General features: G+C 71.8%; 22 protein-coding genes. 8 read left to right on the top strand and 14 right to left on the bottom strand.

The features are described 5' to 3' along the window. The first annotated feature begins 549 nt into the window (after nucleotides 1–549). The 3 genes from OG285_RS15885 to OG285_RS15895 all read left to right on the top strand — a co-directional run bounded on the left by OG285_RS15885 (nucleotide 550) and on the right by OG285_RS15895 (nucleotide 2,017). Nucleotides 550–963, top strand: coding sequence for a rodlin (locus tag OG285_RS15885; RefSeq protein WP_356826426.1), 414 nt, complete (start codon nucleotides 550–552; stop codon nucleotides 961–963). Nucleotides 964–1,249: 286 nt separating this feature from the next. Further along, nucleotides 1,250–1,483: a chaplin gene (locus OG285_RS15890; RefSeq protein ID WP_371791316.1), complete on the top strand. Its 234-nt coding sequence runs from the start codon at nucleotides 1,250–1,252 to the stop codon at nucleotides 1,481–1,483. Between the two features lie 234 nt (nucleotides 1,484–1,717). Beyond that, nucleotides 1,718–2,017: a hypothetical protein gene (locus OG285_RS15895; protein WP_356826428.1), complete on the top strand. Its 300-nt coding sequence runs from the start codon at nucleotides 1,718–1,720 to the stop codon at nucleotides 2,015–2,017. A 121-nt stretch (nucleotides 2,018–2,138) separates the two neighbouring features. On the opposite strand, the gene OG285_RS15900 is transcribed toward OG285_RS15895, so the two are convergent. Next, nucleotides 2,139–2,378, bottom strand: coding sequence for a chaplin (locus OG285_RS15900; RefSeq protein WP_356826430.1), 240 nt, complete (start codon nucleotides 2,376–2,378; stop codon nucleotides 2,139–2,141). A 270-nt stretch (nucleotides 2,379–2,648) separates the two neighbouring features. On the opposite strand from OG285_RS15900, the gene OG285_RS15905 reads away from it, so the two are divergent. Beyond that, the gene (locus OG285_RS15905; protein WP_356826432.1) at nucleotides 2,649–3,062 is read left to right on the top strand and encodes a rodlin; all 414 of its coding nucleotides are present in this window, start codon (nucleotides 2,649–2,651) and stop codon (nucleotides 3,060–3,062) included. Between the two features lie 134 nt (nucleotides 3,063–3,196). On the opposite strand, the gene OG285_RS15910 is transcribed toward OG285_RS15905, so the two are convergent. Next, complete coding sequence (locus OG285_RS15910) at nucleotides 3,197–4,450, bottom strand: WecB/TagA/CpsF family glycosyltransferase (protein ID WP_371791317.1); 1,254 nt, start codon at nucleotides 4,448–4,450, stop codon at nucleotides 3,197–3,199. A gap of 295 nt (nucleotides 4,451–4,745) precedes the next feature. On the opposite strand from OG285_RS15910, the gene OG285_RS15915 reads away from it, so the two are divergent. The 3 genes from OG285_RS15915 (at nucleotide 4,746) to OG285_RS15925 (ending at nucleotide 8,917) form a co-directional block, all read left to right on the top strand. Continuing rightward, nucleotides 4,746–7,013, top strand: coding sequence for a (Fe-S)-binding protein (locus OG285_RS15915; protein WP_371791318.1), 2,268 nt, complete (start codon nucleotides 4,746–4,748; stop codon nucleotides 7,011–7,013). Between the two features lie 280 nt (nucleotides 7,014–7,293). Further along, nucleotides 7,294–7,761 (top strand): integrin alpha, encoded by a 468-nt coding sequence (locus OG285_RS15920; RefSeq protein WP_371791319.1) that lies wholly within the window; start codon nucleotides 7,294–7,296, stop codon nucleotides 7,759–7,761. A gap of 187 nt (nucleotides 7,762–7,948) precedes the next feature. Next, nucleotides 7,949–8,917: a Yip1 family protein gene (locus OG285_RS15925; RefSeq protein ID WP_371791320.1), complete on the top strand. Its 969-nt coding sequence runs from the start codon at nucleotides 7,949–7,951 to the stop codon at nucleotides 8,915–8,917. Between the two features lie 130 nt (nucleotides 8,918–9,047). On the opposite strand, the gene OG285_RS15930 is transcribed toward OG285_RS15925, so the two are convergent. From OG285_RS15930 to OG285_RS15985, 12 genes are all read right to left on the bottom strand, one after another. Next, nucleotides 9,048–10,538, bottom strand: a complete 1,491-nt coding sequence (locus OG285_RS15930) for a zinc ribbon domain-containing protein (protein ID WP_371791321.1) — start codon at nucleotides 10,536–10,538, stop codon at nucleotides 9,048–9,050. Then, entirely contained in the window at nucleotides 10,535–11,110 is a 576-nt protein-coding gene (locus OG285_RS15935; RefSeq protein WP_356826444.1) for a phage tail protein, read from the bottom strand. Before OG285_RS15935 ends, OG285_RS15930 begins: the two co-directional genes overlap by 4 nt. Continuing rightward, nucleotides 11,107–13,065: a putative baseplate assembly protein gene (locus OG285_RS15940; RefSeq protein WP_371791322.1), complete on the bottom strand. Its 1,959-nt coding sequence runs from the start codon at nucleotides 13,063–13,065 to the stop codon at nucleotides 11,107–11,109. Before OG285_RS15940 ends, OG285_RS15935 begins: the two co-directional genes overlap by 4 nt. After that, nucleotides 13,065–13,502, bottom strand: coding sequence for a GPW/gp25 family protein (locus tag OG285_RS15945; RefSeq protein WP_356826448.1), 438 nt, complete (start codon nucleotides 13,500–13,502; stop codon nucleotides 13,065–13,067). The genes OG285_RS15940 and OG285_RS15945 overlap by 1 nt, the downstream gene beginning before the upstream one ends. Before the next feature lies 1 nt (nucleotide 13,503). Further along, complete coding sequence (locus tag OG285_RS15950) at nucleotides 13,504–15,387, bottom strand: VgrG-related protein (protein ID WP_356826450.1); 1,884 nt, start codon at nucleotides 15,385–15,387, stop codon at nucleotides 13,504–13,506. Next, entirely contained in the window at nucleotides 15,387–16,124 is a 738-nt protein-coding gene (locus OG285_RS15955; RefSeq protein ID WP_371791323.1) for a LysM peptidoglycan-binding domain-containing protein, read from the bottom strand. The genes OG285_RS15950 and OG285_RS15955 overlap by 1 nt, the downstream gene beginning before the upstream one ends. 12 nt (nucleotides 16,125–16,136) lie before the next feature. Then, nucleotides 16,137–16,562, bottom strand: a complete 426-nt coding sequence (locus tag OG285_RS15960) for a phage tail protein (protein WP_266855031.1) — start codon at nucleotides 16,560–16,562, stop codon at nucleotides 16,137–16,139. A 131-nt stretch (nucleotides 16,563–16,693) separates the two neighbouring features. Then, on the bottom strand, nucleotides 16,694–17,860 hold the full coding sequence (locus OG285_RS15965) for a hypothetical protein (RefSeq protein WP_371791324.1): 1,167 nt from the start codon (nucleotides 17,858–17,860) through the stop codon (nucleotides 16,694–16,696). A 2,550-nt stretch (nucleotides 17,861–20,410) separates the two neighbouring features. Next, the gene (locus OG285_RS15970; RefSeq protein WP_327296309.1) at nucleotides 20,411–20,569 is read right to left on the bottom strand and encodes a DUF6760 family protein; all 159 of its coding nucleotides are present in this window, start codon (nucleotides 20,567–20,569) and stop codon (nucleotides 20,411–20,413) included. Further along, nucleotides 20,566–21,042, bottom strand: a complete 477-nt coding sequence (locus OG285_RS15975; RefSeq protein ID WP_371791325.1) for a hypothetical protein — start codon at nucleotides 21,040–21,042, stop codon at nucleotides 20,566–20,568. The genes OG285_RS15970 and OG285_RS15975 overlap by 4 nt, the downstream gene beginning before the upstream one ends. Continuing rightward, nucleotides 21,042–21,485: a phage tail protein gene (locus tag OG285_RS15980; protein ID WP_356826458.1), complete on the bottom strand. Its 444-nt coding sequence runs from the start codon at nucleotides 21,483–21,485 to the stop codon at nucleotides 21,042–21,044. The genes OG285_RS15975 and OG285_RS15980 overlap by 1 nt, the downstream gene beginning before the upstream one ends. Nucleotides 21,486–21,648: 163 nt before the next feature. After that, nucleotides 21,649–23,241 carry a phage tail sheath family protein gene (locus OG285_RS15985; RefSeq protein WP_356826460.1) on the bottom strand — a complete coding sequence of 531 codons (1,593 nt, stop codon included), beginning with the start codon at nucleotides 23,239–23,241 and terminating at the stop codon, nucleotides 21,649–21,651. Nucleotides 23,242–23,615: 374 nt separating this feature from the next. On the opposite strand from OG285_RS15985, the gene OG285_RS15990 reads away from it, so the two are divergent. Then, entirely contained in the window at nucleotides 23,616–25,055 is a 1,440-nt protein-coding gene (locus OG285_RS15990) for an RICIN domain-containing protein (protein ID WP_371791326.1), read from the top strand. The last annotated feature ends 91 nt before the right edge of the window (nucleotides 25,056–25,146 follow it).

A 25,146-nucleotide genomic window follows, 5' to 3' on the forward strand; every position in this document is an offset into this window, starting at 1 on the left:
GGATGCGTGGCCCACCGGAGGCAGGAGGGTGGGACACACCGCGGGTGGCGGTGCGCCCAAGCCGTACGGCACAGCGAGACCCGTCGTTCTCCGCATGACTGGCTCTCCCGTCTCGACAAATGCGACCAATCGGACCAAGCAGGAGTGCACTTTGTCAGAAAGCGGAGTGGAAATCATGCCGGACTCGCGCATACCACCGTGCCGGCGTTGGGCCGAATGCTCTGAATTCCCTTGTGGCAGCGGGTAATAGCCCCGCCATTTGCCAGAAAAGCTCTCCAACGGGTGACGGCGCGTACCCCGCTGAAACAGCGTTCGTTGAACGCGTGCGGAAATGCGGGGCCGCTCGGAAAAGAGGGTGCGGCCCGCCCTCCGCAATCACCGCCCGCGGAACCCGCGCAGCACGGCGCACCCCGCGCGCAAGGGGCTCACTCCAGCGGACCGCCGCACTCGTGCGCTACGGCAATCGAGTGAAGGGGCGGAACCAAACTCGGCCCCCGGAGTTGATCAGGGTGCTCCACTTCCGGGCAAAAATGCAGAAAAGGGACCACAGTGATCAAGAAGATTCTGGCCACCGCAGCCGTCACCGCCTCGATCGTCGGCGCCGGCGCGACCCTGGCCCCGCAGGCCATGGCCATTGGTAACGACGGTGGCACCACCTCCGCCAGCGGCAACGGTGCCGAGCAGGCCTTCGGCAACTCGGCCACCAACGGTGCCCAGAGCCCGCAGCTCAGCCTGGTCCAGGGCTCGCTGAACAAGCCCTGCCTCGGTGTGCCGATCAAGGCCAACGTGGGCTCCCTCGTCGGCCTGGTCCCGATCGCCGTTCAGGACATCCCGATCCTGTCCTCGCCGCAGAACCAGCAGTGCACCGAGAACTCCACCCAGGCGAAGGGCGACGAGGCCCTGTCGCACATCCTGGACAACATCCCGGTCCTCTCGGGCAACGGTGCGGCGAACCGGGGCTGATCACCTCGCTGCTCCCACGTGGCCGCCGCAGACAGGACGTTGCGGCGGCCACGCGTGTGTCCGCGTCCCCGGCCGGTCGGCCGGAGACGCGGACGGCATTCGGATCCCATTCGGATCCCATTCGGATCGAAAAGCATTCGGGTTGCGTCGACACCGGTGCCCCACACGGAGTTTCTCCGGGGCGGCCCGGTCGTTAGCAGTCCTGCAGTGGTGTTCACGAACAGGCAACTGGACACGCGCCGCGAGGGTCGTGGATGCGGGAGACACCGCTGCGGGAAGGATCGACATGAAGTTCAAGAAGGCTGCTGTTCTCGCCGCCGGCGTCATGATGGCCCTGGGCGCCGCTGCGCCCGCCATGGCCGACGCGGGCGCGGAGGGGGCGGCCATCGGCTCGCCCGGTGTCCTCTCCGGCAACGTCATCCAGGTTCCGATTCACGTTCCGGTCAACCTGTGCGGCAACAGCATCGACATCATCGCGCTGCTGAACCCGGCGTTCGGCAACACCTGCGTCAACAAGTGACGTAACGCCTCTCCCGCGAGGGCGAGGCCCTGAAGCGGCCCCGCCGGGTCATCCATGACCCGGCGGGGCCGCTTCCGCTGTGAACAGGCACGGAAACGTTCGCCGTCCCGGGGTTTCCCCCACGGGAAGGGATCGTTAGCAGTGGTGAAGGCGGCGCACCGGCACCCCCCTCCGACGGTGCCGCGGCGCGAGAGTCGCAGCTGTGAACAGCGCCGCCGGAGAAAGGTATTCGACATGAAGTACGCAAAGGCCGCCGCAGTCGTCGCCGGTTCCATGATGGCGATCGGTGTGGGGGCGGCCGCGGCCACTCCCGCGTTCGCCGCGGAGGGTCCGGCCATGCCGCCCATGAGCCTCAACGGCGGGCTCGGCCAGGCCGCGGAGGCACTGTCGCAGGGCGCGGCGGTTCCGTTCGCCGAGGTCGCCGAGACCGCGGACAGCGTGGTGTCGGGCAAGGGTGACGCGACCGGGAAGGTCCTGGGCCTCGCCCGCCAGGCCACCCCGATGCTGGGCGGCGTGCAGCTGGGCAACCAGTAGCAGTCCCGTCCCCGGCATCCCGCCGCGACGCGGAAGTGGCGGTACCCGCACCATCTGCGGATACCGCCACTTCTGCTGTCCGGTCCGGGGACCGGGCTTCACCGGACCAGCCGGATCAGGGTCAGGCGTTGACGCAGGTGTTGCCGAACGCCGGGTTCAGCAGACCGACAACGTTGACGGTGTTGCCGCACAGGTTGATCGGGACGTGGACCGGGACCTGGAGCAGGTTGCCCGAGAGGACACCCGGCGAGCCCACGGCCGCACCCTCGGCGCCTGCGTCGGCGAACGCGGAGCCGGCGGCGCCGCCGGCGGCGAGGCCCGCGGTGGCAAGGACGAGAGCTGCCTTCTTGGCAGTGTTCATGGGAGTTGCACCTTCTCTTCGATGTTGTGCCCTGAATCAGGACTCACTCGATTCGCAACGAACAATCGGGGGCGGCGACACGGCCGGACGCCCCACGGAACCTGTTCGGCCCAATGGAGAAAGTCCCGGGCCGCCGGGTGCGTCAACCCGCGCGCCGCGCACCGTCGACAACAAAGCCATATGAGTGAAGCGCCAGAACCAATCGCCGGTCCGGCAGTTGATCAGAGCGCTCCGGAAGCGGGCACTCGTGCGACAACAGAAGGACGCGATATGATCAAGAAGGCTGTGGCCACTGCGGCGGCCACCCTCACGATGGCAGGCGCGGGCGCGATGATGGCGTCGCCGGCCATGGCAGTCGGCCACGACGGCGGCACCACGTCGCTGAGCGGCAACGGAGCCCAGCAGGCGTTCGGCAACTCGGCCACGTACGGCAACATGAGCCCGCAGATCGGCCTCATCCAGGGCTCGCTGAACAAGCCCTGCATCGCCCTCCCGGCCAAGGCCAACCTCGGCTCCCTCGTCGGCCTGGTCCCGGTCTCCGTCCAGGACATCCCGATCCTGTCCTCGCCGCAGACCCAGCAGTGCACCGAGAACTCCACCCAGGCCAAGGGTGACGAGGCCCTGTCGCACCTCCTGGACAACATCCCGATCCTCTCGGGCAACGGCGCCGGGAACGGCCGCTGATCACCGCCGCTCCTCCGACCTCCGGACACTGACGTCCTGGTGGAGCACTGAAGTGGCCCCGGTAGCAGCGCGAGCTGCCACCGGGGCTTCTTCATGTCCGCTGTCCGTCGTCCGTACGCACAGGGCCCGGTGCCTCACCCGCGCCGGAACAGCACCACGTCGCCGGGCACCGGCGGCGGCACCGCCGTGTAGCCGGGCGGCGGGCCGCCCCGCTCCCCCCGGGTCTGCAGGCCGACGCACTCCCCCGCGTACGGCCCAGCCCCTGCGAGCAGGCTGTCCTCGTGGCCGGGGGCCCGCAGCCGTACGAACAGCCGCTCGCCCGGCGCGGTCGCCGCGTGCCACAGGGTGTCCAGCCGGTGACCCCCGTCGGGGCCGTTCCCGTCGCCCAGCGCGTACGGCAGTACGGACCAGCCGGGGTCGCCGGCCGCGCACCGCAGCAGGTGCTCGCGCGGCCGGGGCAGCACTTCGAACGAGACCACGCGCCCCCGGTACCCGGCGCGGCGCAGCCCCGCCACGTACGCACCGGCGTCCGCGCCCGCGTCCAGGACGAGGTCGATCTCCGCGTCGGCCAGCAGCTGGGCGAGTTCGCGGTACGGGCCGCGGCCCCGGCGCCGCTCCCGCGCGGCGGCCCGTAGGAAGCGCGAGTGGTCCCGCACCCCCGTCACGCCCCGCCGCCAGCCTGCGCGCAGCGGCCCGCGGCGGGCGCCGCCGCGGATGAGGGCGAAGGCCGGGCCGGCCGCGACGTACACCGCGGGGTGCAGGGCGGCCAGGCGCGCGGCGGCCCTGTGCTGCCGGGCTGCGCCGGACCCGCCGATCCAGACCAGTCGGGCGCCGCTCTCCCGGACGCGGGCCGCCAGCGCCGCCCAGGTGTCGGCGGAGGCGTCCGGGCCGGGCAGCGGTTCGGCGCCCGCGACCCGCGCGTCCGGGTAGCGCACCAGCAGTTCGGCGGTCAGCTCGTCACCGTCCGGGCGGCCGGTGACTGCGGCTGCTCCGTCCGTCCCGTTCCGCTCCACTCCGAGCAGGTAGTGGCCGAGCCCCTCGCGCTGTGCGGCCCGGACCGTGTCGAGCAGCAGGTCGGGGCCGTACACCCGCGCCACCGGCCGTCCGCCGGGCCGCGCCGCACGGGCCGGGCCACGACCGGCAGGGAGGTTGAGCGCCGCCGAGCGCAGCAGCCGCTGGAGTCCGGGGGCGCGGTCGGCGTCCGCGAAGGTGTCCGTCCCGCAGAGGTGGACGTCCGCCGCCGCGCCCAGCGCCGCGAGGCGGACGAGCGCCCGCGCGGCCGCCGCCGGGGCGAGCGGGGTGAGCGGGATCCCGGCGCAGCGGACCGTGGGGGGCGCGGCGGCGGGAGGGTCCTGGGGGCCGTCGGTACGGGGGATCGCCTGGCTCATGCGCCGCCCATCGGTTGCGGTATCGGGGTGATGCCACCGGGGCACCCAGCTCGAACGATCCACAAGCTAGTTCGTTATGGACCACTATGCGGTGAGTAACACGATTGGACGGAAGACATCCGATGAGGAGACCCTGAGCGACGCAGATCACCGCCTGCTCTGGTACATCGCAGTGGGATAAGTGGGTACTCTCAGCACGGACTGCATTAAGTTACTGCTTAGTAATCACTTGTTGTCACCACTTGAGAATCACTGTCACCGCTGGATCCCCACCTCGCAGGCCCGAGGAGCCCTCATGCAACTCGCCGCGATCATTGTGTCGCTGGTACTCGCCGTGGTCGGTGTCGCGCTGTTCGCCCGAGCCATCGCCCAGATCTACCGCTCCGTGCGGCTCGGCCAGGACGTGCCCGCGGGCACCCGCACCGACGAACCCGCCCAGCGGACGATCACGGTGGTCAAGGAGTTCCTCGGCCACACCCGGATGAACCGCTGGGGCATCGTCGGGTTCGCGCACTGGTTCGTCGCGGTCGGGTTCTTCTCGCTCGTGCTGACCCTGATCAACGCCCTCGGCCAGCTCTTCAAGGCCGACTGGGTGCTGCCGGTCATCGGCCACTGGCTGCCGTACGAGATGTTCGTCGAGTTCATCGGTGTGATGACGACGCTCGGCATCCTCACGCTGATCGTGATCCGCCAGCTCTCGAAGCCGGACCGGCCGGGCCGCAAGTCCCGGTTCGCGGGATCCAACTTCGGCCAGGCGTACTTCGTCGAGGCCGTCATCCTCATCATCGGCCTGGCGATCTACTCGCTGCGCGGACTTGAGGGCGCACTGGCCGGCGTGCACGGCTACGACGCCGCGTACTTCCTGTCGTACCCGCTGGTCGCGGCGTTCCGCGGGACCAGCGTCGGCACGCTCCAGAACATGGTCTACCTGACCGCGATGATCAAGATCGGGACGTCCTTCATCTGGATGATCACCGTCGCGCTCAAGACCGACATGGGCGTCGCCTGGCACCGCTTCCTCGCCTTCCCCAACATCTGGTTCAAGCGCGACGCGCAGGGCGGTGTCGCGCTCGGCGCGCTGCTGCCGATGACGTCGGCCGGCAAGGAGATCGACTTCGAGGACCCGGGCGAGGACGACGTGTTCGGCGTCTCGCAGGTCGAACACTTCTCCTGGAAGGGCCTGCTGGACTTCTCCACCTGCACGGAGTGCGGACGCTGCCAGTCGCAGTGCCCGGCCTGGAACACCGGCAAGCCCCTCTCGCCGAAGCTCCTGATCATGTCGCTGCGCGACCACGCGCACGCCAAGGCGCCGTATCTGCTGGCCGGCGGCGGCAAGAACATGGAGGGCGAGGAGCAGGCCACCGAGGAGCAGCTCAAGGACGTCCCCGCCGCGGCCCTCGCCGAGGCCGAGCGCCCGCTGATCGGGACCCTCGAAGAGAACGGCGTGATCGACCCGGACGTGCTGTGGTCGTGCACCACCTGCGGTGCGTGCGTCGAGCAGTGCCCGGTCGACATCGAGCACATCGACCACATCGTCGACATGCGCCGCTACCAGGTGATGATCGAGTCCGCGTTCCCGTCCGAGGCGGGCACGATGCTCAAGAACCTGGAGAAGAAGGGCAACCCCTGGGGGCTGGCCAAGAAGCAGCGCGTCGAGTGGACCAAGGAGGTCGACTTCGAGGTCCCGATCGTCGGCAAGGACGTCGAGGACCTCACCGAGGTCGACTACCTCTACTGGGTCGGCTGCGCGGGCGCCCTGGAGGACCGGGCGAAGAAGACCACCAAGGCCTTCGCCGAGCTGCTGCACATCGCGGGCGTCAAGTTCGCGATCATGGGCGGCGACGAGAAGTGCACCGGTGACTCCGCCCGCCGCCTGGGCAACGAGCCGCTGTTCCAGCAGCTCGGCCAGGAGAACGTCGCGATGCTGAACATGGCGTACGGCGAGGATGACGAGGACGAGAGCACCAAGAAGGCGAAGGCGACGAAGAAGATCGTCGCGACCTGCCCGCACTGCTTCAACACCATCGCGAACGAGTACCCGCAGCTCGGCGGCGAGTACGAGGTCATCCACCACACCCAGCTGCTCCAGCACCTCATCGACGAGGGCAAGCTCATCCCCGTCACCCCGGTCGAGGGCCTGATCACGTATCACGACCCCTGCTACCTGGGCCGCCACAACAAGGTCTACACGCCGCCGCGCGAGATCATCGCGAAGGTGCCCGGCCTGCGGAGCGAGGAGATGCACCGGCACAAGGAGCGCGGCTTCTGCTGCGGGGCCGGCGGCGCGCGGATGTGGATGGAGGAGCGCATCGGCAAGCGCATCAACAACGAGCGCGTCGACGAGGCGCTCTCGCTGAACCCGGACATCGTCTCCACCGCGTGCCCGTTCTGCCTGGTGATGCTGACCGACTCGGTCAACGGCAAGAAGAACGACGGCAAGGCGAAGGAGTCGCTCCAGGTGGTCGACGTGGCGCAGCTGCTGCTCGACTCCGTGAAGGTCCCCGCCGACCCGGCCGACGACCCGGCCGACGAGGACGCACCGGAGCCCGAGCCGGTGAAGTAACGCCGCACACAGAGCAGTAGGGGCCACAGAGCAGCAGGGCCGGGGCCGCCGTCGGGCGGTCCCGGCCCTGCTGCGTGCCCCGGTCCCGGTATTCACCCGCTGGTCACTCCGCCATCACGGTTCCCCCGCATCCCGTACAACCATGCGGCGGCACCGGCGGTCTTCCCTCTGCCGAACACCCGTGCCCGCGGCAGTGATTGCCGCATGTCCGGCACGGGGTCCGCGCCCCTTCCGACCCGGTGCACCCGCACCCCGTATGGCGCAGGAGAAGAAGATCCGCATGCACAGACAGCTCCGTACCGCCCTCGCCACCGCGGCGGCCGCCGCCCTCACCGGCGGACTGCTCGTGGTCACGGCGAGCACCGCCACCGCCGCCACGCCCTCGGGCACCCGGGGCGACTTCAACGGCGACGGCTACGGGGACGTGGCGGTGACCGCCCCTCTCGCCAGTGTCAACGGCACGTCGGGCGCGGGCTCCGTCTCCATCCTGTACGGCTCGAAGTCCGGGGCGGGCGCCGCCAAGGTGCAGACGGTCAGCCAGAACAGCGCCGGTGTCCCCGGCGCCGCCGAGAAGGACGACACCTTCGGCGGCACGGCCGCCGCCGGCGACTTCAACGGCGACGGCTACCTCGTGACGTTCAACTCGAACGGCAAGAAGCTCGCCGCAACCGGCAAGGGCTACGGCCTGACCGCGACCAAGGTGTCGGCCGCGGGCACCCCGCTGCTGGGCTTCGGAATGACGGGCTGACCCATCCGCCCCCTCAGCCGCCGCCGGCCCCGCGCCACTCCAGCTCCTGACCCCCCTCCGCCCCGTACCGGCGGGGGGGGCAGGCCCCTCCGGGTTCCCCTAGGGGATGTCACAGCTCGGCCGCAAAGACCGGCCTGTTCTCCCAGGTCCGGCACCCGGCCCACCAGAAGCGGGTACGTTCGAAAGCGTGGCTGGATTCAGGATCGGACGCGGCCGGGACAACCGCACGTCGCAAGAGAACCCGCAGCGGCAGCAGCAGCGGGGACCGCAGCAGCAGCCGTACGGCAGGCAGGCACCGCCTCCGCCGTACGGCGGCGCGGCTGGGCCCCAGCCGTCGCACCCGCGGGCGCAGCAGCATCAGTGGCCCCCGCAGGCCCAGCAGCAGCCGTACGGCGAACCGGAGTACTTCGGGGACCCGTACCAGGGGCCGGGGCAGGGACAGGGGCCGGGTGACCCGTACCGGGGCGGGCAGGCCGGGTACGGCGGCCCGCCCGCGGACCCGTACGCGAGCAGCGCGGACAACCCCGGTCACACCCAGGCCTTCAGCATCGGCGAGGACCCGTACGGCGACGGCAACACCTACCGGGCCGGGCAGACCGCGGCTCCGCCCGCGGGACCGCGCCTGCACTGGAAGGAGCTGCTGCGCGGCATCGTGATGCGCCCGGGGCCGACGTTCTGGCAGATGCGCGACCACAAGGTGTGGGGACCCGCGCTGACCATCACGTTCATCTACGGGCTGCTCGCGCTCTTCGGGTTCGACCAGGCCCGTGACGACGCCGTCCACGCGACGCTGTCCAACGCCGTCCCGTACGTCCTGACGACCGGTGTCGCCTTCGTCCTGGGCGGGCTGATCCTGGGCGTGGTGACCCACACGCTCGCCCGTCAGCTCGGTGGCGACGGCGCGTGGCAGCCGACCGTGGGCCTCTCCATGCTGATCATGTCGATCACGGACGCGCCCCGGCTGCTCTTCGCGGTGTTCCTCGGCGGCGAGAACGGCTTCGTCCAGGTGCTCGGATGGGCGACCTGGATCGCGGCGGGCGCGCTCTTCACCTCCATGGTGAGCAAGTCGCACGACCTGCCGTGGCCGAAGGCGCTGGCCGCCTCGTCGATCCAGCTGATCGCGCTGCTGTCGCTGCTGAAGCTCGGCACGCTCTGAGGCACTGACCCACTGAGGCCCTGCGAGGTCCTGGGGCGCTCTCCGCGCCCGTAACAGCACTGAGGCCACCCGGAGTGACTCCGGGTGGCCTCAGTGCTGTTACGGGACGGACAGGGCGGGACAGGGCCCCTCAGGAAGTGGAGCCGGCACGTCCGAAGAACTCGATCTCGGCGATCGCGACCTGCTTGTCGGCCGAGATCCCGTAGCCGGTGCGCAGGACGAAGCGGACCGAGGAGACCGACCCGACACGGAAGTCGACGCGCTGCGGGCCGCTGCCCTGGTCGAGGTTGAGGTGCCGCTCGACGACCTTGCCGTTCGCCCGGGTGATGACCGCGTCGAGACGGTGCGGCCTGGCGGAGTGCGCGAGGTCGGCGGCCTGGATGGAGATGCCGGGCGTGATGATGATGTCGAGCAGCCGGACCGGGTTCTGGAAGCCGGCCTGGAGCCACTCGCCCCGGCCGTCCTGCGAGACACCGGGCTCCCAGTAGGTGTTGTTGTACTCGTCGAAGGCGTTGACCGGGCCGTGACCGGTGAAGGAGTGCGAGGCGCTGCGGGTGTCGGGGGCGATCGGAGTGCGCTTGGCGAAGTGGTCGCCGATCGCCTGGACCGCCGCACCGGTGTTGAGCGCACCCCAGATGATGAGCCCCAGGGCCGCGGCGCCCGCCACCCAGCTGAGGATCCAGCCGAACCCGCTGCGCAGCCGGGGCCGGTCACCGGCCCACGGCACCTCCCGGTTCCCGGCGAACATCCTGCGCCACCACGGAAGCCTGGCCGGGCCCTCGGGGCGCTCCGCCATGCTCATCCCGCAGCGGCGGCAGAAGTGCCGGTCGGGCCGGTTGCCCGTGGCGCACCAGGGGCAGGCGTAGCCGCCGTCGCCGTCGGGCGTGGCGGCCGGTCCCTGTACGAGCGGGCGCGCGGCGTCCGGGCGGCCCGGCAGCACGGGCGAGACGGAGGGAGCCGCCGGCGTACGCCGTTCCGGGTCGGCGACCGGGACGAGCAGGGCGCGGGCGCGCTCGTTCGCGGCCGCCGCCGCGGCGGCCCGGGCCGCCTCGTCCTGTCCGGCGGACGCGTCCCACCCGGGGGCGACCGCGTCGGGGCGGTGCGCCGAGGGCGGCGGGGCCGGGTGGCCCAGGGCCGGATTGTTCAAAGCCGAGTTGTCAGGGATCGGATTGTTCTGGGCAGAGTTGTCCGGATTCGCGTAGTCCGGGAGTGGCCGGTCCGGGGTCCCGTGGTGAGGGGCCGCGCCGCCCGGTCCCGCCTGGTTCGGGAACGCGCGGTCCGGGGCCGGGGCGTCCGGGCCGGTGCCGGCCTGGCCCGCGGCGCCACGGTCGCCCGACGCCCGGTCGCCCGCACCGAAGGTGTCCGGTGCGTCGTCCTGCCGCCCACTGCCACCGCCCCGTACGACCGGGACCGGCAGGGTGCTCGGCTCGTCGTCCTCGCCGGCCGCGGCAGCCGGGGCCGGGTCCGGTGCGGCGGCGGCCCGTTCGCCCGGGGACCAGCTGAGGACGGCGCCACAGCCCTCGCAGAAGGAGTGGCCGGGCGAGGAGGGCGTACCGCACTCGGCGCATGTGCGGGTGCGCTCCCGCGTCCGTCCCGGGTCGCCTGGGGGCTGAGTGGTCATTTGCCGGGGGTCCTTTCGGCCGCGGTCACCTGGACCGTGAAGGGCATGTGGGCGGGGCGGGCGGCTTCGACGAGACTCTCCAGACGGTGCTGGTCGCCGGGGGCCGGGTCGGGCAGCACCAACGACACGCGCAGGCTCGGACGTCGGCCGCCGGGGACGGGCCCGAGCGGGCGGGCGTCCCAGTCGGCCGCCCCGCTCTCGGTGATCACCGGCTCGACGCCGAACGTCAGCCGGACCGCCTCGGCGAGACCGCGCCGGGTGCCGCGGATGCGGTGCAGATGGGCGGCTGCGGCCACCGCGGCCCGGAGCACGGCTTCGCCCTCCGGTCCGCCGGTGCGGTCGGCACCGTCCGTCTCGGCGCCGACCCAGTCCGCGAGCCAGCGGGTGAAGTCGGCGGGCGCCAGCGACGGGGTGAAGTAGGAGTCGAGGCAGTCGAGCACGTTGTGGATCGGGGCGAGCACCTCGTCCAGACCGGCGACGAAGCGCTGCGCGAGTTCGTCGTCGGCGAAGACCGCGGGAAGCATCAGACCCAGCGGCGCGGAGGAGCCCAGACCGTCGACGGAGCCCCTCACGATCCGTCCCCGATGACCCGGACGCGGTGGTCGAACGAGAAGACCAGGGACGGGGATTCGAGGTCGATCCGCTCGGTCGGGTCGCCGCGCTTGCCGGTCAGCGGGTCGGCCGGGTGCAGCAGTACCTCGTCGACCAGCTCCACGCCCGGCACCCGCTGGAGGACCGCGAAGACCTCGCCGGACTGCACCGGACGCCCGAACGGCCACCCCGTGCCGTGGGCGCCGCCGGTCAGCGGGTCGAGGTGCCGGTAGAGCGCCTCGTGCGCCTGCCGCCTGACCTTGTCGGTGTCGGCGCCGCGGAAGGCGTGCAGCGTCGCGACAACGGTGACGCCCTGGTAGTAGGGCGGCCCCACCGCGAGCCGGGTGCCGAGCAGCCGCCGCTCGTCCAGGTAGCGGGTGATCCGCTCCAGCAGCGCGTCGCCGGGCACCAGTTGCTCGAAACGCAGCCAGCCGCCCGGGTCCGGCACCGCCTGCGGCACGACCAGGACCCGTACGGCATGGGCGCCGTGTTCGTCGGAGTCGCCTTCGAGGCAGGTGATACGGGCGGTCTCCGGGGCAGCGCGCCGGGCCAGCTCCTCGTAGTCGCGCAGGGTCACCGCACGGTCCTGGGCGCGCAGGGTGATCGGGGCGCGGGCCTTGGCCTCGTCGACGGTCTCGCCGTCGACGCCGCCCCTGGCGGCCTCGCGGTTGACGACCTCGGAGACGTACGGGACGGAGTTGCGCAGCACCTGCACGGCGCCGCGGGCGACGTTGCCGGCCCGTCCGCCGCCGGTCCGGTAGGCGCGGGCGCGGATGACGGCGCCCTTCGGCGGCACCGCACCGTACTGGCGCAGGGTGCCGTCGGGTTCGCGTACGGAGGGGCCGAAGGCGATCTCGCCGGTGGCCGCGTCGAGGGTCAGGTGCCGGTCGTCGGGGCCGGACGCGGCGAAGTGCGGGACGACGTCCCAGTCGATCCAGCCGTCGCGCTCGGCGATCTGGAGGTTCAGCGGCGGTACGTCACCGACGATCGGGGCGGCGGCGAGCCGCAGCCGCTGGCCGGGGAGCCCGGTGGACTCCCCCAGCGCCTCGTCGCGCACGGTCTCGGCGTGCACGGCGCCGGTGGTGCCGCCGATGGTGAACCCCTCGGCCGACCGCACGGTGGGCGACGTCGTGTAGAAGGGCTGCCCGGTGGCGGGTTCGGTGACCCGACAGCGCAGCCAGCCGGCCTCGCGGCGCCCGCTGCGGGACTTGGTGTGGCCACCGGGGATGTGCAGGACGACCTCGCCGGGGCGGTTGAGGCCACCGGTGCCGTCCCGGTCCACCTCGCAGGCGGTCCAGCCGTCCTCGGTCCACGCCTCCCACACCAGCGGGGGCTGCCGGGGGTCGACACCGACACCGTCGACACGGCTGTCGAGGGTCAGCGCCACCGCGCAGTGCGGGACGGCCGAGGTGAGCCCGAACATCAGGCAGTCGCCGGGCTGCGGCGACTCGGAGAAGCAGAGCAGGTCCTTGCCCTCGGCCAGCTCCGACGTACGGTCGGCGGCGGTCTCGCCGTTGCGCTGGACCACCAGATACGCCAGCTCGCAGGAGAAGACGGTGAGTTCGCGCTCGGTGGCGAAGACGACCGCTTCCTCGCTCTCGGTGCGGGCGGTGGCTATCTCGGTGCCCACGGGCAGCCGGACCGGCTCGTCCAGCGGCGCCGACAGCCAGAAGGTGACGTCGGTGCGCGCGGCGGACGGCGGGAACAGGGTGATCCCGATGAGGTCCAGGAAGGCCAGGTGGTTCTTCTCGGGGACGCGGTTGAGCCGGTAGACGATCTGGTCGGCCATGTGGGCGACCGTCTCGACGAGCGTGACCCCGGGGTCGGACACGTTGTGGTCCGTCCACTCCGGGGCGCGCTGCTGGATGTAGCGCTTGGCGTCGTCGACGAACTGCTGGAAGCGGCGGTCGTCGAGGTGGGGAGAGGGCAGTGCCATCAGCGTTCGCTTTCGGTGGCCGGTCCCGCATCCGAGGACGGCTCGTCGTGGGAGGGAATGACGTAGAACGGGAAGACCAGGCTGCGCGGGTTGTTGGTGCCGCGGATCGAGTACCGGACGTCGATGAAGAGCACGCCCTGCTCTTCCCCGGCGCTCACCTCCACGTCCTCCACCTCGATGCGCGGCTCCCAGCGGTCGAGGCTCACGTACACCTCGTGCTGGATACGGCCGGCCGTCGCCTCGTTGACGGGGGCGAAGACCATGTCGTGGATGGCGCAGCCGAAGTCGGGTCGCATCGGGCGTTCGCCGGGAGCGGTGGCGAGGACGAGCCGGATGGCCTCCTCGACCTCGCGCTCCCCGCTGACCATGGCGATGCCACCGGTGGGGCCGATACGCAGGGGGAACGCCCAGCCGGTGCCGACGAATTGCTCTGCCATGTCAGACCACCGGCATGTCGTTGGCGAAGACGAGGCCCAGCAGGTCCACCCTGATGGCCTTGATGGCGATGTCCGCGACCGCGTTCATCTGGATGCTGCCGATTGCGTCGATGGCCAGCAGACCGCCGACGTTCAGGCCCAGTTCGCCACCCGATTCCATGTTGAGCGCACCGGCGGCCTTGGCGTTGATGACCGACCCCGTCAGGTCGAGCATCCCACCGCTCATGATCGAGATCTTGCCGCCCGCCTTCAGCGACAGGTCCTTGCCCGCCTCGATGGACACCGACCGGGTGCCCTTGATGGTGACGGACCCCCTGCTGTCGACGGTGATCTCGGTCTTGGTGCGGTCCAGGTTGATGGTGAGCCGGTCGTCGCCGCTGCTGATGCGGACCCCGCGTTTGCCGCCCACCCGCTGGTCGAGCAGGTCGACCCGGTTGTTGCTGCGGTCGGCCAGCGTGTGCCGGGTGGCCCGGCCGCTGGTGCGGTCGTACGGCTGGACGTCGTTGGTGCCCGGCTTGTCCTTGCCGTTGTAGAGGCCGCCGATCACGAACGGGTGGTCCAGGGCGCCGCGGTCGAAGGCCACCAGCACCTCGTCCCCGGCGTCGGGCGCGATGATGCCGCCGCCCTTCGACCCGCCGAACTGCACGGTGCGGGTCCAGTCGCTGATGTACATGTCGTCGAGCCACGGGAAGCGCAGCTTGACGCGGCCCTGCTTCAGCGGGTCCTTGATGTCGGTGACCAGCGCGTTGGCCACGCTGGGCAGCCGCGGCGACGGGCTCGCCCCGCCCGAGGTGAGCCCATACAGCGAACGCCACTGGCGGCCGCTGACCGTCAGGAACGTCTCGTAGTGCCGGCCGTCGCCGAACGAGTGGCGGGCGGCGGTCACCGTGTACTTGCCCTCGAACGGGTCGCCCACGTCGGCCAGGGCGACCGGCACCCCGGGCCGCAGCTTGGGGTTGCCGCGCACGGTCACCTCCAGCTCGGCGAAGGCCGCGGTGACGTCGTCGGCGAGGGCCGACGCGGCGTTCTTCACCTCGCTCTGCTTGTCGTACGGGGTGTCCGTCTCGACGATCGTCGCGGGCCCGAACTTGCTGCTGGCCTTCGCCGGTGTGGTGCCGATGGAGATCCCCGGGTTGGAGGTGGCGGGCGACTTGCCGACGAGGTCGCGCTTGGCCGTCACGTCCCAGCCGCGCGCCTCGGCGGAGGCCACCTGATCGGCGGAGGTGACGGCGGCGCGGCAGCGCAGGATGTCGACCCCGGCCTCCAGGACGAACGGGCTCTTCTCACTCGGCGTGCTGACCGGCGGGGCGCCGGACGCCTTGTCGGCCTTGGCGAACTGGAACTCGCCCTTGGAGTCGACGGACAGCACCCGTTCGTTCTCGTCGGCGAGCCGGCACAGGAAGTCCCAGTCGGTGACATTGGCCTGGGTGATGTACTCGTAGATGCCCTTCGTGGCATCGATGTTGCCGATCTTCAGCTTGTCCTGCCCCGCGAGCTTCCGGGCGATGTCGGACGCGGTCATGTTCCGGTACCCGATCACCCGCCGCTGCCGCAGCATCCGGTGGCCGCCGTCGTAGCCGCGGATGACCGTCATGGTGCCGGTGCCGTCGTAGTCGATCTCCAGGCCGGTGATCTCACCGGTGATCAGGGGGGACTGGGCGCCCTGGCCGTCGGCGACCGGTGCGATGACGACCTTCTTGCCGATGTCGGCACCGGATTCGGAGAGCACCTTCTTCTTGTGGTCGCGGAAGGTGAGCTGGAAGGCTCCGGGCACCCCCGCGCCGAAGTCCACCCAGCCCGCGACCAGCAGCGAGGAGAGCTCCTTGTTCAGCGGCGCCCCGCCGATGGTGACATGGAGGACATTGGAGTAACCGATCTGGGTCATCAGTGGCCGACCTCTTCGGCGGCAGGGAGCATGAGTTCGGTGCCCGGGCTCAACTGCCCCGGATTGTCGATGCCGTTGGCCTCGGCGATGGTCCGCCAGACGGTGGCGTCACCGTACTCGCGCCAGGCGAGGAACTGGAGCGAGTCCCCCGCGACGACCCGGTGCACCCGGCGTGCGGTGAGCGCGCCGGATGTGGGGTTCTGCCCGGCGGTCTTGCTCGGGATCTCGTGCAGATGCACCTGGCAGGTGGCGCGGATCGGCACACCCGTGGTGCTGAAGAGGCTGTACGTGGCGTCCACCGAGCTGACGTACGCGGTGAAGCGCGCGGTCGAGAACGCACCCCACTGGAAGACCACCCACGGCGTCGACGGCTGCTTCGCCGCGATGCTCGCCGAGGTCACCTCGCAGCAGGAGAAGAGCGCTTCGACGTTCTTCCGGACGTCGTTGCTGTCCGGCTCGTCGGAGGTGTCCAGGAACACCTCGACGGTCATCTCACGGGGTTCGGGCCCCATGAACTCCGGCACCGCGCCGTCGCGCACCGCCGCCGTGGGGGTGGTCTTCCACTGGGCGCGGCGGCTCAGCGCCAGCTGGGACGGGTTGAAGTCGAAGTTGAACGTGCGGATCAGCCCGCCGGGCGTGGTGCTGTAGCCGACGGGCGGCTGGTGGATCGCGAGCGTCGCACGTATCAGGCTCTTGCCCGCGCCGCCCTTACCGCCCTTGCCTCCGGTACTCGCCATCTGAGCGGCCCCCTAGTCCGTGAATCCGTGGTGGGTGATCTCCAGGGTCTCGACGGCCACCGAGGGGTTCGACGGGTTCAGCGAAGGACCGCGCCAGCTCACCGGCAGCACATCGATGAGCCCCCAGCGGGCGACGAGTGAACCGTCGGCGCGCAGCGCGGAGATCTGCGCCGTGGGCCGGGTGACACCGGTGGTGATGGAGGAGATCCAGGCCGCGACCTTCGAGGTGTCCGGGGTGAGCGGGCGCGTCAGCGTGATGTTGGAGAACGTGACCCGGGACGGCAGCTGCCAGACGAAGCCGTTGTTGCCGCCCTCCTGCCGCTGCTCGATCTCCACCTGGGAGGAGAGCCCTTCGCAGCCGTTGAACGTGCCCAGGCTCTCTCCGTCGATGGACAGGCTGAAGAAGATGGTGGAGCCGGGATCCTGGTCCTGGGGCATCGGGTGCGGCTTTCCTTCCTGCGGGTCGGTGCGGTGGTGCGGTCCTGCGGTTCTCAGTGCTGCGGTCCTGCGGTGGTGCCGCCGCGGTGGCCGGTTTCACGTGCCGGCCGGTGACGCGGTCGCCGGTGCCGTCAGCGCCGGGGGTCCCGGAGTTTGCCGATCCGTTCGCGGTCCATGCGCAGCTCCGTCCTCAGCAGCCGGGTGATCGGGCCCATCAGCCGGTGGGTGAGCTCGTCCACCTGGCCGTCGGACAGCTCCCGGGCGTCGAACCGGCTCCCGGTGTCTTCGGTGGAACCGTCGCACCGCGGACCATTGTTGAGGTTCGGCGGGTCCACACTGTACGGCGGGGGGTTGTCGGGCCGCTCGCTGTACGGGGGCGGAGGTGCGCCGCCACCTCCGTGACCCCCGGAGCTGCCACCGCCGCCCGGTGTGCCCTGCGCCGTGACGTTGACGGCCGAGAGCTGCGGCGCGGCGGGCCTGGGCGGCTTGACCAGCAGGGGAGGCCTCGACCCCGACGGCGGGGTGCCGGGCGCCCGCTGCACCGGCAGCGCGGCGGGCGTGGGCGCGGCGGCCGAGCGGGCGAGGCCGACGACGGGCGCGGCCTGGCGCCCCGCGGTGTCCGGGGCCGTCGGGGCCCCCGGCATCGGCAGCGTGGTCCTGGCGGTGAGCGGGGCCGGTGCCGCGGGCCTGACCGGTGCGGGTGCGGACGGTGTCCCCTGCGGGGCGGCCGAACGCTGCACGGGCAGGGGCGCGAAGGCCTCGGCGACACCGCTGAACCGGAGGTCGTCGACCCCGCGCCGCACCGGTGCGCCGTCCTGCCGGGCCGGGTCCGGGGCGCCGCCGACGCCCGCCGGTCCCTGCGGCGCGGGGCCGAGTGCGGCCGCACGCTGAAGGGGCAGCGGCACCGGGTGCGCGGCGGGCTGCTGGTGGACGGACGGAGGCGGAGCACCGGGAAGTGCCACCGACGGCACCGGGCCGGACGGGGCGGCCGAGCGCTGTACGGGGCGTGCCACAGGGGTCGTCCCGGGCACACCGGCCGGTCCGGCCGCACCCGGCGCACCGGCCCCGCTCCGCAGCGGTGCGGGCGTACCGGGTCCCGAAGCAGACACCGCGCGGCGCTGGACCATCGGCTCGCCCGAACCGGCGGGGCGGACCACGGGCCGCGGCGCCGCGGAACTCCCGGGCACGGCAGCCCGGTTCGCCTCCGGCATCGGAGCACGGCCCGGCTGGGGCAGGGCGGGCGGTACGGGCAGGCCGGGTGCGGCGGAACGCTGGACGGCCACCGGCCCACCGGCCACCGGGCGCTCTCCCGGCACCGGGAGAGCCGGGGCGGGGAGGCCGGGGGCAGGGAGGCCGGGGGCGGACGAATCGGGGGCAGGGAGACCCGGGGCACCCGTTTCGGGCGCGACGGGGCGAAGCGGAGCGGCCCCGCCCGGAGCGCTCCGCCGCTGCACGGCACCCGACGGCGCGGCCGGCAGCCGCACGGCGCGTGCCGGAGCCAGGGGGCGTACGGCAGGACGGGACGCGCCACCGGACCGTGGCAGCGACGGCGCGGTGGCCGCGGGCTTCGCACCACCGGACGCACGCTGCACGACCTGGGGCGCCGCCGGACCGGCCGCGTTACCGCGTACCGGAGTTGACGGAGTTGCCGGAGTTGACGGCACATCAGGGGTGCCGGAAACGGTCCGCTGAACCGGAGCAGCTGGGGGCGCGGACGCCGGTGCGGACGCCGGTGCGGGGGTCACGGGCGCTCCGGAGGGGGACGCGGCCACCGGCGTCACGGTGCTGTCCGAGCCCGTCGCACTGCTCCCCAGGGAACCGGAAGAACCCTGACGGCCCGGCGCCGGGACGGCGGAGGACGTGGCCGATCGCTGTACGGGCGCCGGAGCTGCCTTGCCGCCCGACGTGTCACCGCTCTTGCGCTGCAACGGAGTTGGTCCCTTCACCTCTCCCGCGACCGGGCGCGCCCCCGTCGGCGGGGCGGCCAGCGGCGCGCCGAGCAGCGGCCTGCGCCGGGGAGCGGAGGACGGTGCGGCGGGAGTGGCCCCGCCGCCCGTACCGCTTCCGCTCCCGCCGCTTGTACTTCCCGCCGCACTCCGCTGAACGGGGCCGGACGGGGACCCGGGCCGGGACGCGGAGGGTGTCGGCGGCTGGGACCGGGACGACGACGGGGACGCCTCGACGGACGGGCCTGACGGCACCGTGGAGCCGGATCCCGCACCCCCTGACGGAGAAGTGCCGCTCCCCGCGGTCCGGTTGACCCGGTCCGCGGGCGGTGCCGGACGCTGTGGGTCGGACGCGGGCGGCCCGAGCCTGCTGGAGCGCACAGGCTGCGGCGTACCGGCCGCCGCTCCGGGGCCTGCCGCCGCACCGCCGCGTACCGGCTCACCGAGCCCGCCCGGCCGGCCGGGTCCCGGTGCCGCCGCACGCTGGACGGCGGCGGGACCGGTCTGGGCCCGCACCGCACGCTCAGGCGCCATGGACCGCTGAACAGCACGTTCCGGCACGGCACTTCCGGCCGCAGGGCTGCCGGTCGCCGGCGGATTTCCCACCGCGGGACCCCCACTCGCGGGAGGCCCGGTCACCGCACCTTTCCCGGCGCCGCTCTCCGGCCCCGTACCGCTGTCCCCGGACCCACCGGACGTGGAGGCGCTCCTCTGCACCGCGTTCCCGGCGACAGGCCCGACGGGACCCACAGGCCCAGCAGGAGGGGCAGCAGGAGACGACACCGGACCCGCCGGTGAAGCGGCCGGGGACGAACCGGCCGAACCACCCGGCCTGGCCGAACCACCCGAAGTGGCCGAACCGGCCTTCCGGGAAGGCGACTTCGACAGCTGCACGGGAGGCCGCGCGGGTGCGGACGGCGCGGACGGCGATGGTGCGGACGGCGCACCCGCAGGCCGCCGTACCGGTGCCCCCGGCACTGCCGCGCTTCCCGTACCGCCGCCGGTCCGTCCGGCGGCAGCGGGACCGGCGACTCCTCGTTCCGGGGGCCGGACCGGGGCGCTCGCACGCTGCACGGCGGGCGCGGCAGAAGCCGTTCCGCCCGCCGGACCGGGCGCGGTCACGGCGGAAGACGCAGGGCCCCCGGTGGACCGGGGGCGCCCGGACGGCAGGGCAGGCCCGCGGGACACGGCGGATGAGGAGTCGGACGCGGCCGGAGCCGGAGATTCCGCCTCCCTGGCGGGAGGCTCACCCGCCTGTGCCGGGCGGGCCGAAGCAGGCAGCACCCGCCGCTGCACCGCAGGCGGAGCCGCGCTGGTCAGCGGGGCCCGGCGGCTCGGCGCGGGGCGTGCCGGCGCGACGCGGGGACCGGCCGGGCGCGCGGCGGCCACGGCCCGCTGGACCGGGGAGTCCGGCAGCAGGCCGGAGCCCTCGTACGGGCCGGGGACCGGCTCCGCGAGGTCGGCGCCGTCGTCGACCACCGCGACCGGCAGCGACAGCGCGGGCAGCCCGAAGCCGGCCCCGGAGGGCTCGGCGGCGGGCGTCAGGGCGTCACGGAGCAGCCCGCCGGGAGCACCGTCGAGCACGGCGTGCGAGAGCGACCCCGAGAAGGACGGGTTCTGCCAAGTGGCCAGCCGGGAGCCGAAGTCGGCGGTGGCCACGGCGTGCCCCGCCGGGCGGGCGGTCGCCCGCTGGATCGCGGGCAGACCGCTCCAGTCCCGCCCGGAAGCACCCACCGGGTCCGGCGCGGCGGCCGTCGGGGCAGGAGATGCCGGAGCGGAGGGCGTCGGCGGAGAAGCTGCCGGGCCGGAAGGTGCCGGGGTGTTGCGGGCAGGCCTGCCCGCGCCGGTGTCCGTACGGCTCCGAAGCCGGTCGAGGAATCCCATGACGGTGCTCCCGCCCCCTTACCGCTCAGCCGACGCGCGGGTCACGAGCGTGGCGATCTGCTCGGCATACTGGCGCCGGTCGCGGTGTTCGAGGTCCAGGATGTCCTCCAGGCTCCAGTGGAAGTGGTAGGCGATGTACGCGATCTCCTCGTGGACACGTTCGGTCGCGTACGTCACGATTCCCCCAGGCGGCTCCCGCCGAGTTCGACCTCGAACGGCTGCTCACAGTGCGGACAGGTCACGCCGGCCCTGGTGTGGCCCTCGGCATTGACCTGACGGTAGAAGTCCTGCAGGAAGGCGAGGTCGGAGGCGAACATGTTCTCCACCACGCCGTCGTGCATGTGCGCCACACTGCCCAGCCGGGTGATGACCCGGCCGAGCAGGACGACCGACAGGTACGCGGGGTTCTCCTGCACCCGGATGTCCCGCAGCGGGATCAGTTCGTCCCGTGCGGTGGCCAGGCGCATCACACCCTCGCGGTGCACGGTCCCCGATTCGTCGACGTAGCCGCGCGGCAGCTCGAAGGCGAATTCGGTGCGCAACTCCCGGCGTGCGGAAGGTGGTTCGACCGGAGCCGCGACCGGAGCCGCCGCCTCGGGAATGACCGCGGCGGCGGCCGGTGCGGGCTGGGCAGCAGCTCCCCTGCGCATTACTCCATGATCATTTCTTCGTAGGTGATCGTGACGGTCTCGGTGAGGGCCGAGGCCTCGCCCGCCTTCACCGTGCTGGCCGCGACCTTGCTGCACCAGGCGTTGCGAAGGTGGTAACGCTTCACGGGGCTGTTCTGGTAGTCCATCACGATGATGGAGGCGTTCTTGCGGGCCGAGCCCATGTCGCCGCGTACGGAGGCGTTGATCCAGTCGTTGAAGGACTTGGACTGGGTCATACCGCGGACGACGGTGGCCTCTCCGGCCTTCTTCACGCCGGGCAGCTTCTTGGTGATGGGCTGGCCGTTCGCCGAGACCTGCTGGAACTCGATGACGTCCTGCGTCATGTCCAGGCCGTTGACCTCCTGGAGGTACTCGACCATGACGCCGTCGATCTGGAGACCGAAATTATGTGAAGTGAGCGAATCGCCGGGCATGAGGCTCATGGACGCTTTTCCTTCTGTTCGCGCTGTCCGTGGTGTCGGTGGTGCCGGTGGTGCTGGTTACCGGGGCCGGCCGCACGAGCCATGCCGGCCGTGGCGGACGGGCCCCGGTGGTGCGCGGGCCGGATCCGGCGGCCAGGTACTGGCCGCCGGATCCGGAGCGCTGCTACTCCTCCAGCTCTCCGCCACCGCTGGAGAACTGGGCCAGCCTGAAGATCACGAACTCGGCCGGCTTGACCGGTGAGACACCGATCTCACAGATGACCCGGCCGAGGTCCACCGACTCCGGCGGGTTGGTCTCGGCGTCGCACTTCACGTAGTAGGCGTCCTCCGGCGTGGCGCCGAAGAGTGCGCCGTTGCGCCACTCGGTCACCATGAACGCGGAGATGTTACGCCGGATCCTGGCCCAGAGAGCCTGGTCGTTCGGCTCGAAGACGACCCACTGGGTGCCCGTGAGGATCGACTCTTCCAGGTAGTTGAAGTACCGGCGCACGTTCAGGTAGCGCCAGGCCGGGTCGGAGGAGAGCGTGCGCGCACCCCAGATCCGGATACCGCGGCCGGGGAAGGCCCGGATGCAGTTGATACCGAGCGGGTTGAGCAGATCCTGCTCGCCCCGGGTGATCTGCATCTCCAGGTCCACGGCGCCGCGTACGACCTCGTTGGCCGGTGCCTTGTGCACACCGCGCTCGAAGTCGTTGCGGGCCCAGATGCCGGAGACGTGACCGCTCGGCGGGATCAGCCTGGTCTGGCCGCCCGCGGGGTCGAAGACCTTGATCCACGGGTAGTACAGGGCTGCGTACTTGGAGTCGTAACCCGCGGTCTCCTGACGCCAGACACGGATCTGGCGGGCGTTGAGACCGGGCGGCGGGTCGATGACGGCCAGCCGGTCGCCCATCAGCTCGCAGTGCGCGATCAGACCGAGCTGGACGGCCTTGACGGCCTCCAGGTCGATGGCACCGCGCTGGTAGGCGGCCATCAGGTCGGGGACCGCGACCATGGAGATCTCGTCGACCGCCTCCAGACCGCCGAAGCCGGTCCGGTCGGCGGAGTCGCCGAGGTAGTCGCCGATCCGCACCTGCTCGGGCTGCTGCTGCTCCACGGGGGCCGGGGTGGCCGGAGCGGCGGGCGGCGCGGCGAGCGCGACGGTCTGGTTCTCGGGCCTGGCGACCTGCGCGGCAGCGGCGTCCTCCTGGAGGAGGATCAGCTTCGACCGCTCCTTGACCTGGGTGACGACGTAGTTGCGGTTGCCCTTCTTGGCGGACACGTCGAAGGTCTCCGCGACCTTCTCGCCGTCCTTGACGACCAGCTTGAAGCGGTCGGCGGGCCCCTCGGAGTCCGCGACCTCGACACTGATGGAACCGCTCTCGCCGGGCGCGATCGCCGACACCGCGAAGGTGCCGAGCTGCTTCGGCTCGCCGGGCGGCAGCGCAGCCGGCGCACGACGGCCGGTGACGGCCGCAGGGCTCTGCTCCTCCTCGCCGGGAACCCCACCGGGGACTCCACCGACGCGGACCACGTAGGCGGCCGAACCGCCGTTGTTGAAGAAGCCGTAGACCGAGTGGGCCAGGAAGTAGCCGTCGGTGAACTCACCGAACGACGCCACGTACTGCGTCCAGTTGGTCACCAGTGTCGGCTCGTTCAGCGGCCCAACGGGCGCGAGACCGACAAAGGCGGCGACCGAGGTGCCCACCCCCTCGATCGGACGGGAGCCGCTGGCCACCTCCTCCACGTACACACCTGGTGACAGGTAAGACGGCATGCTCTGCTCTCCTCGGGGTACGAGACACGACCTGCCCTCCACTGTGCGAGAGGGGGAGCGGCGGCGAAACGTCCGCCGGTACCTATCTGAGGGCATGGCGAATGCCCCGATGGGCAGCCGGGTGCCCGCGAGACCGCCGGCGGGCCGTGGCGGGAGCCCGCTCGGCGGCGAGCGAACGGCCCGAAGGTTACAGGCAGATGGCGCACTGTCACCCGGTGTTGATTCCCGGAGGTCCGTGCCCGGTGCGGGTGCCCCGGGAGCCACGGCCGGTGCCCGTCGGTGCCACGAAGGGCATCCGGGAATGCCGCGTTGGGCAAGGGGCCTGCCCCGCAGCCTGGTGACACGGCGTCATGGTGGTGGTTAGTGTCCGACGCGTGAGCATCTGGACCTCTCTGGATCCTGCGTCCACCACGGTGGACCCCGGCAGTACGGCCACCGTGCGGCTACGGCTGCGCAACACGGGCGACGTCGTCGACGAGTACCGGTGCGTACCCGTCGGTGATCTGGCCCCGTACGTGACCGTCGAACCACCGACCATCCGTCTCTTTCCCGGCACCACCGGCACCGTGGACCTCACGTTCGCCCCGCCGCGCACCCCCGACGCCGTCGCGGGGCCGAACCCGTACGGCGTCCAGGTCATCCCCACGGAGCACCCCGAGGCGACCACGGTCCCCGAGGGCAACGTCACGATCACCCCGTTCACCGAGGTCCGTGCCGAACTCGTGCCGCACACCGTCAAGGGCCGCTTCCGCGGGCGCCCGAAGCTGGCCATCGACAACCTCGGCAACACGAAGCTCACCGCGTCCGTCAACGGCAGCGAGAACGGCGACCAGCTCTCGTACGAGATCCACCCCGCGAACGTCCAGATCGAGCCGGGCCGCGCCGCGTTCGTCAAGGCCACCCTGCGGCCCCGCCAGATGATCTGGTTCGGCCGCAAGCAGGACCGCCCGTACAAGCTCGCGATCCAGCGCTCGGGCACCAAACCGCTCGACGTCGACGGCACCTACGTTCAGCGCGGGTTCCTGCCCCGCTGGCTGGCCACCTTCTTCGCGATCCTCATGGCCATCGCCATCGTCTTCGTCATGGCCTGGTTCACCCACAAGCCCCAGGTCTCCACCCGTGCCACGGCCAAGGTCGCGGAGGCCGGCGCCATCGCCACCCCGACGCCCACACCGAGCCTGCCGCCGCCCGCGGCCAGCGTCCCGCCACCCACCCCGTCCGCTCCGAACCCGGACGCGGGCAACAGCGGAGGCGGCGGTGGCGGCGGAGGCGGAGGCGGTGGTGGTGGCGCCAAGAAGAAGCCCGCGGACCCCGCGAACCAGAAGCACGTGGCGCTCAGGAACTCGGTGACCAAGCTCTGTGCCGAACTCCCCGGCAGGGACAAGGGCCAGATCAACGGCTGGGTCGTCGAGAACGACTGCAACCTCACGAGCGCGGACAACCAGGTCTGGGACCTGGATGTGCGCTACCCGCACGACGCCCCGAACCACACCAGCCTCTTCCAGATACGCAACATCAAGGACCGCCTCTGCATGGACATGGGGGAAAACGGCGCCAGGCCGGCCGGAACCGGGCTCGCCGAGTTCACCTGTGACGGCACCAAGGCCGACAACCAGCTGTGGTGGCTCGACAAGCAGCGGAACGATCACTATCTGATCCGCAACTACGCGAGCAACGACCTCTGCCTGAAGACAACCTCGAACGGCCCGGACGGAACACAGGGCGACAACGACGACAACGAGCTCCTGATCGGGCGGTGCGACCTCCAGGACGCCCATGCATGGGACATCATCCCGGTCCCCAAGAACGCGTGATCCTGGCCGGGACCGTGACCGGCGGGTGAACGACGAGCGGGCGGCGGGTTCTCACCCGCCGCCCGCTCGTCGTTCACCCGCCGGTCAGTCG

The organism is Streptomyces sp. NBC_01471 (genome assembly GCF_041438865.1).
Lineage (GTDB): Bacteria > Actinomycetota > Actinomycetes > Streptomycetales > Streptomycetaceae > Streptomyces.

Excerpts from the sequence above, each read along its gene's own strand:
- OG285_RS15955 (WP_371791323.1), bottom strand. The coding sequence starts at position 16,124 with ATGGCGAGTACCGGAGGCAAGGGCGGTAAGGGCGGCGCGGGCAAGAGC.
- OG285_RS15930 (WP_371791321.1), bottom strand. The coding sequence starts at position 10,538 with ATGACCACTCAGCCCCCAGGCGACCCGGGACGGACGCGGGAGCGCACC.
- OG285_RS15975 (WP_371791325.1), bottom strand. The coding sequence starts at position 21,042 with ATGCGCAGGGGAGCTGCTGCCCAGCCCGCACCGGCCGCCGCCGCGGTC.
- OG285_RS15940 (WP_371791322.1), bottom strand. The coding sequence starts at position 13,065 with ATGGCACTGCCCTCTCCCCACCTCGACGACCGCCGCTTCCAGCAGTTC.
- OG285_RS15890 (WP_371791316.1), top strand. The coding sequence starts at position 1,250 with ATGAAGTTCAAGAAGGCTGCTGTTCTCGCCGCCGGCGTCATGATGGCC.
- OG285_RS15910 (WP_371791317.1), bottom strand. The coding sequence starts at position 4,450 with ATGAGCCAGGCGATCCCCCGTACCGACGGCCCCCAGGACCCTCCCGCC.
- OG285_RS15920 (WP_371791319.1), top strand. The coding sequence starts at position 7,294 with ATGCACAGACAGCTCCGTACCGCCCTCGCCACCGCGGCGGCCGCCGCC.
- OG285_RS15960 (WP_266855031.1), bottom strand. The coding sequence starts at position 16,562 with ATGCCCCAGGACCAGGATCCCGGCTCCACCATCTTCTTCAGCCTGTCC.
- OG285_RS15895 (WP_356826428.1), top strand. The coding sequence starts at position 1,718 with ATGAAGTACGCAAAGGCCGCCGCAGTCGTCGCCGGTTCCATGATGGCG.
- OG285_RS15905 (WP_356826432.1), top strand. The coding sequence starts at position 2,649 with ATGATCAAGAAGGCTGTGGCCACTGCGGCGGCCACCCTCACGATGGCA.
- OG285_RS15950 (WP_356826450.1), bottom strand. The coding sequence starts at position 15,387 with ATGACCCAGATCGGTTACTCCAATGTCCTCCATGTCACCATCGGCGGG.
- OG285_RS15980 (WP_356826458.1), bottom strand. The coding sequence starts at position 21,485 with ATGAGCCTCATGCCCGGCGATTCGCTCACTTCACATAATTTCGGTCTC.
- OG285_RS15915 (WP_371791318.1), top strand. The coding sequence starts at position 4,746 with ATGCAACTCGCCGCGATCATTGTGTCGCTGGTACTCGCCGTGGTCGGT.
- OG285_RS15900 (WP_356826430.1), bottom strand. The coding sequence starts at position 2,378 with ATGAACACTGCCAAGAAGGCAGCTCTCGTCCTTGCCACCGCGGGCCTC.
- OG285_RS15985 (WP_356826460.1), bottom strand. The coding sequence starts at position 23,241 with ATGCCGTCTTACCTGTCACCAGGTGTGTACGTGGAGGAGGTGGCCAGC.
- OG285_RS15945 (WP_356826448.1), bottom strand. The coding sequence starts at position 13,502 with ATGGCAGAGCAATTCGTCGGCACCGGCTGGGCGTTCCCCCTGCGTATC.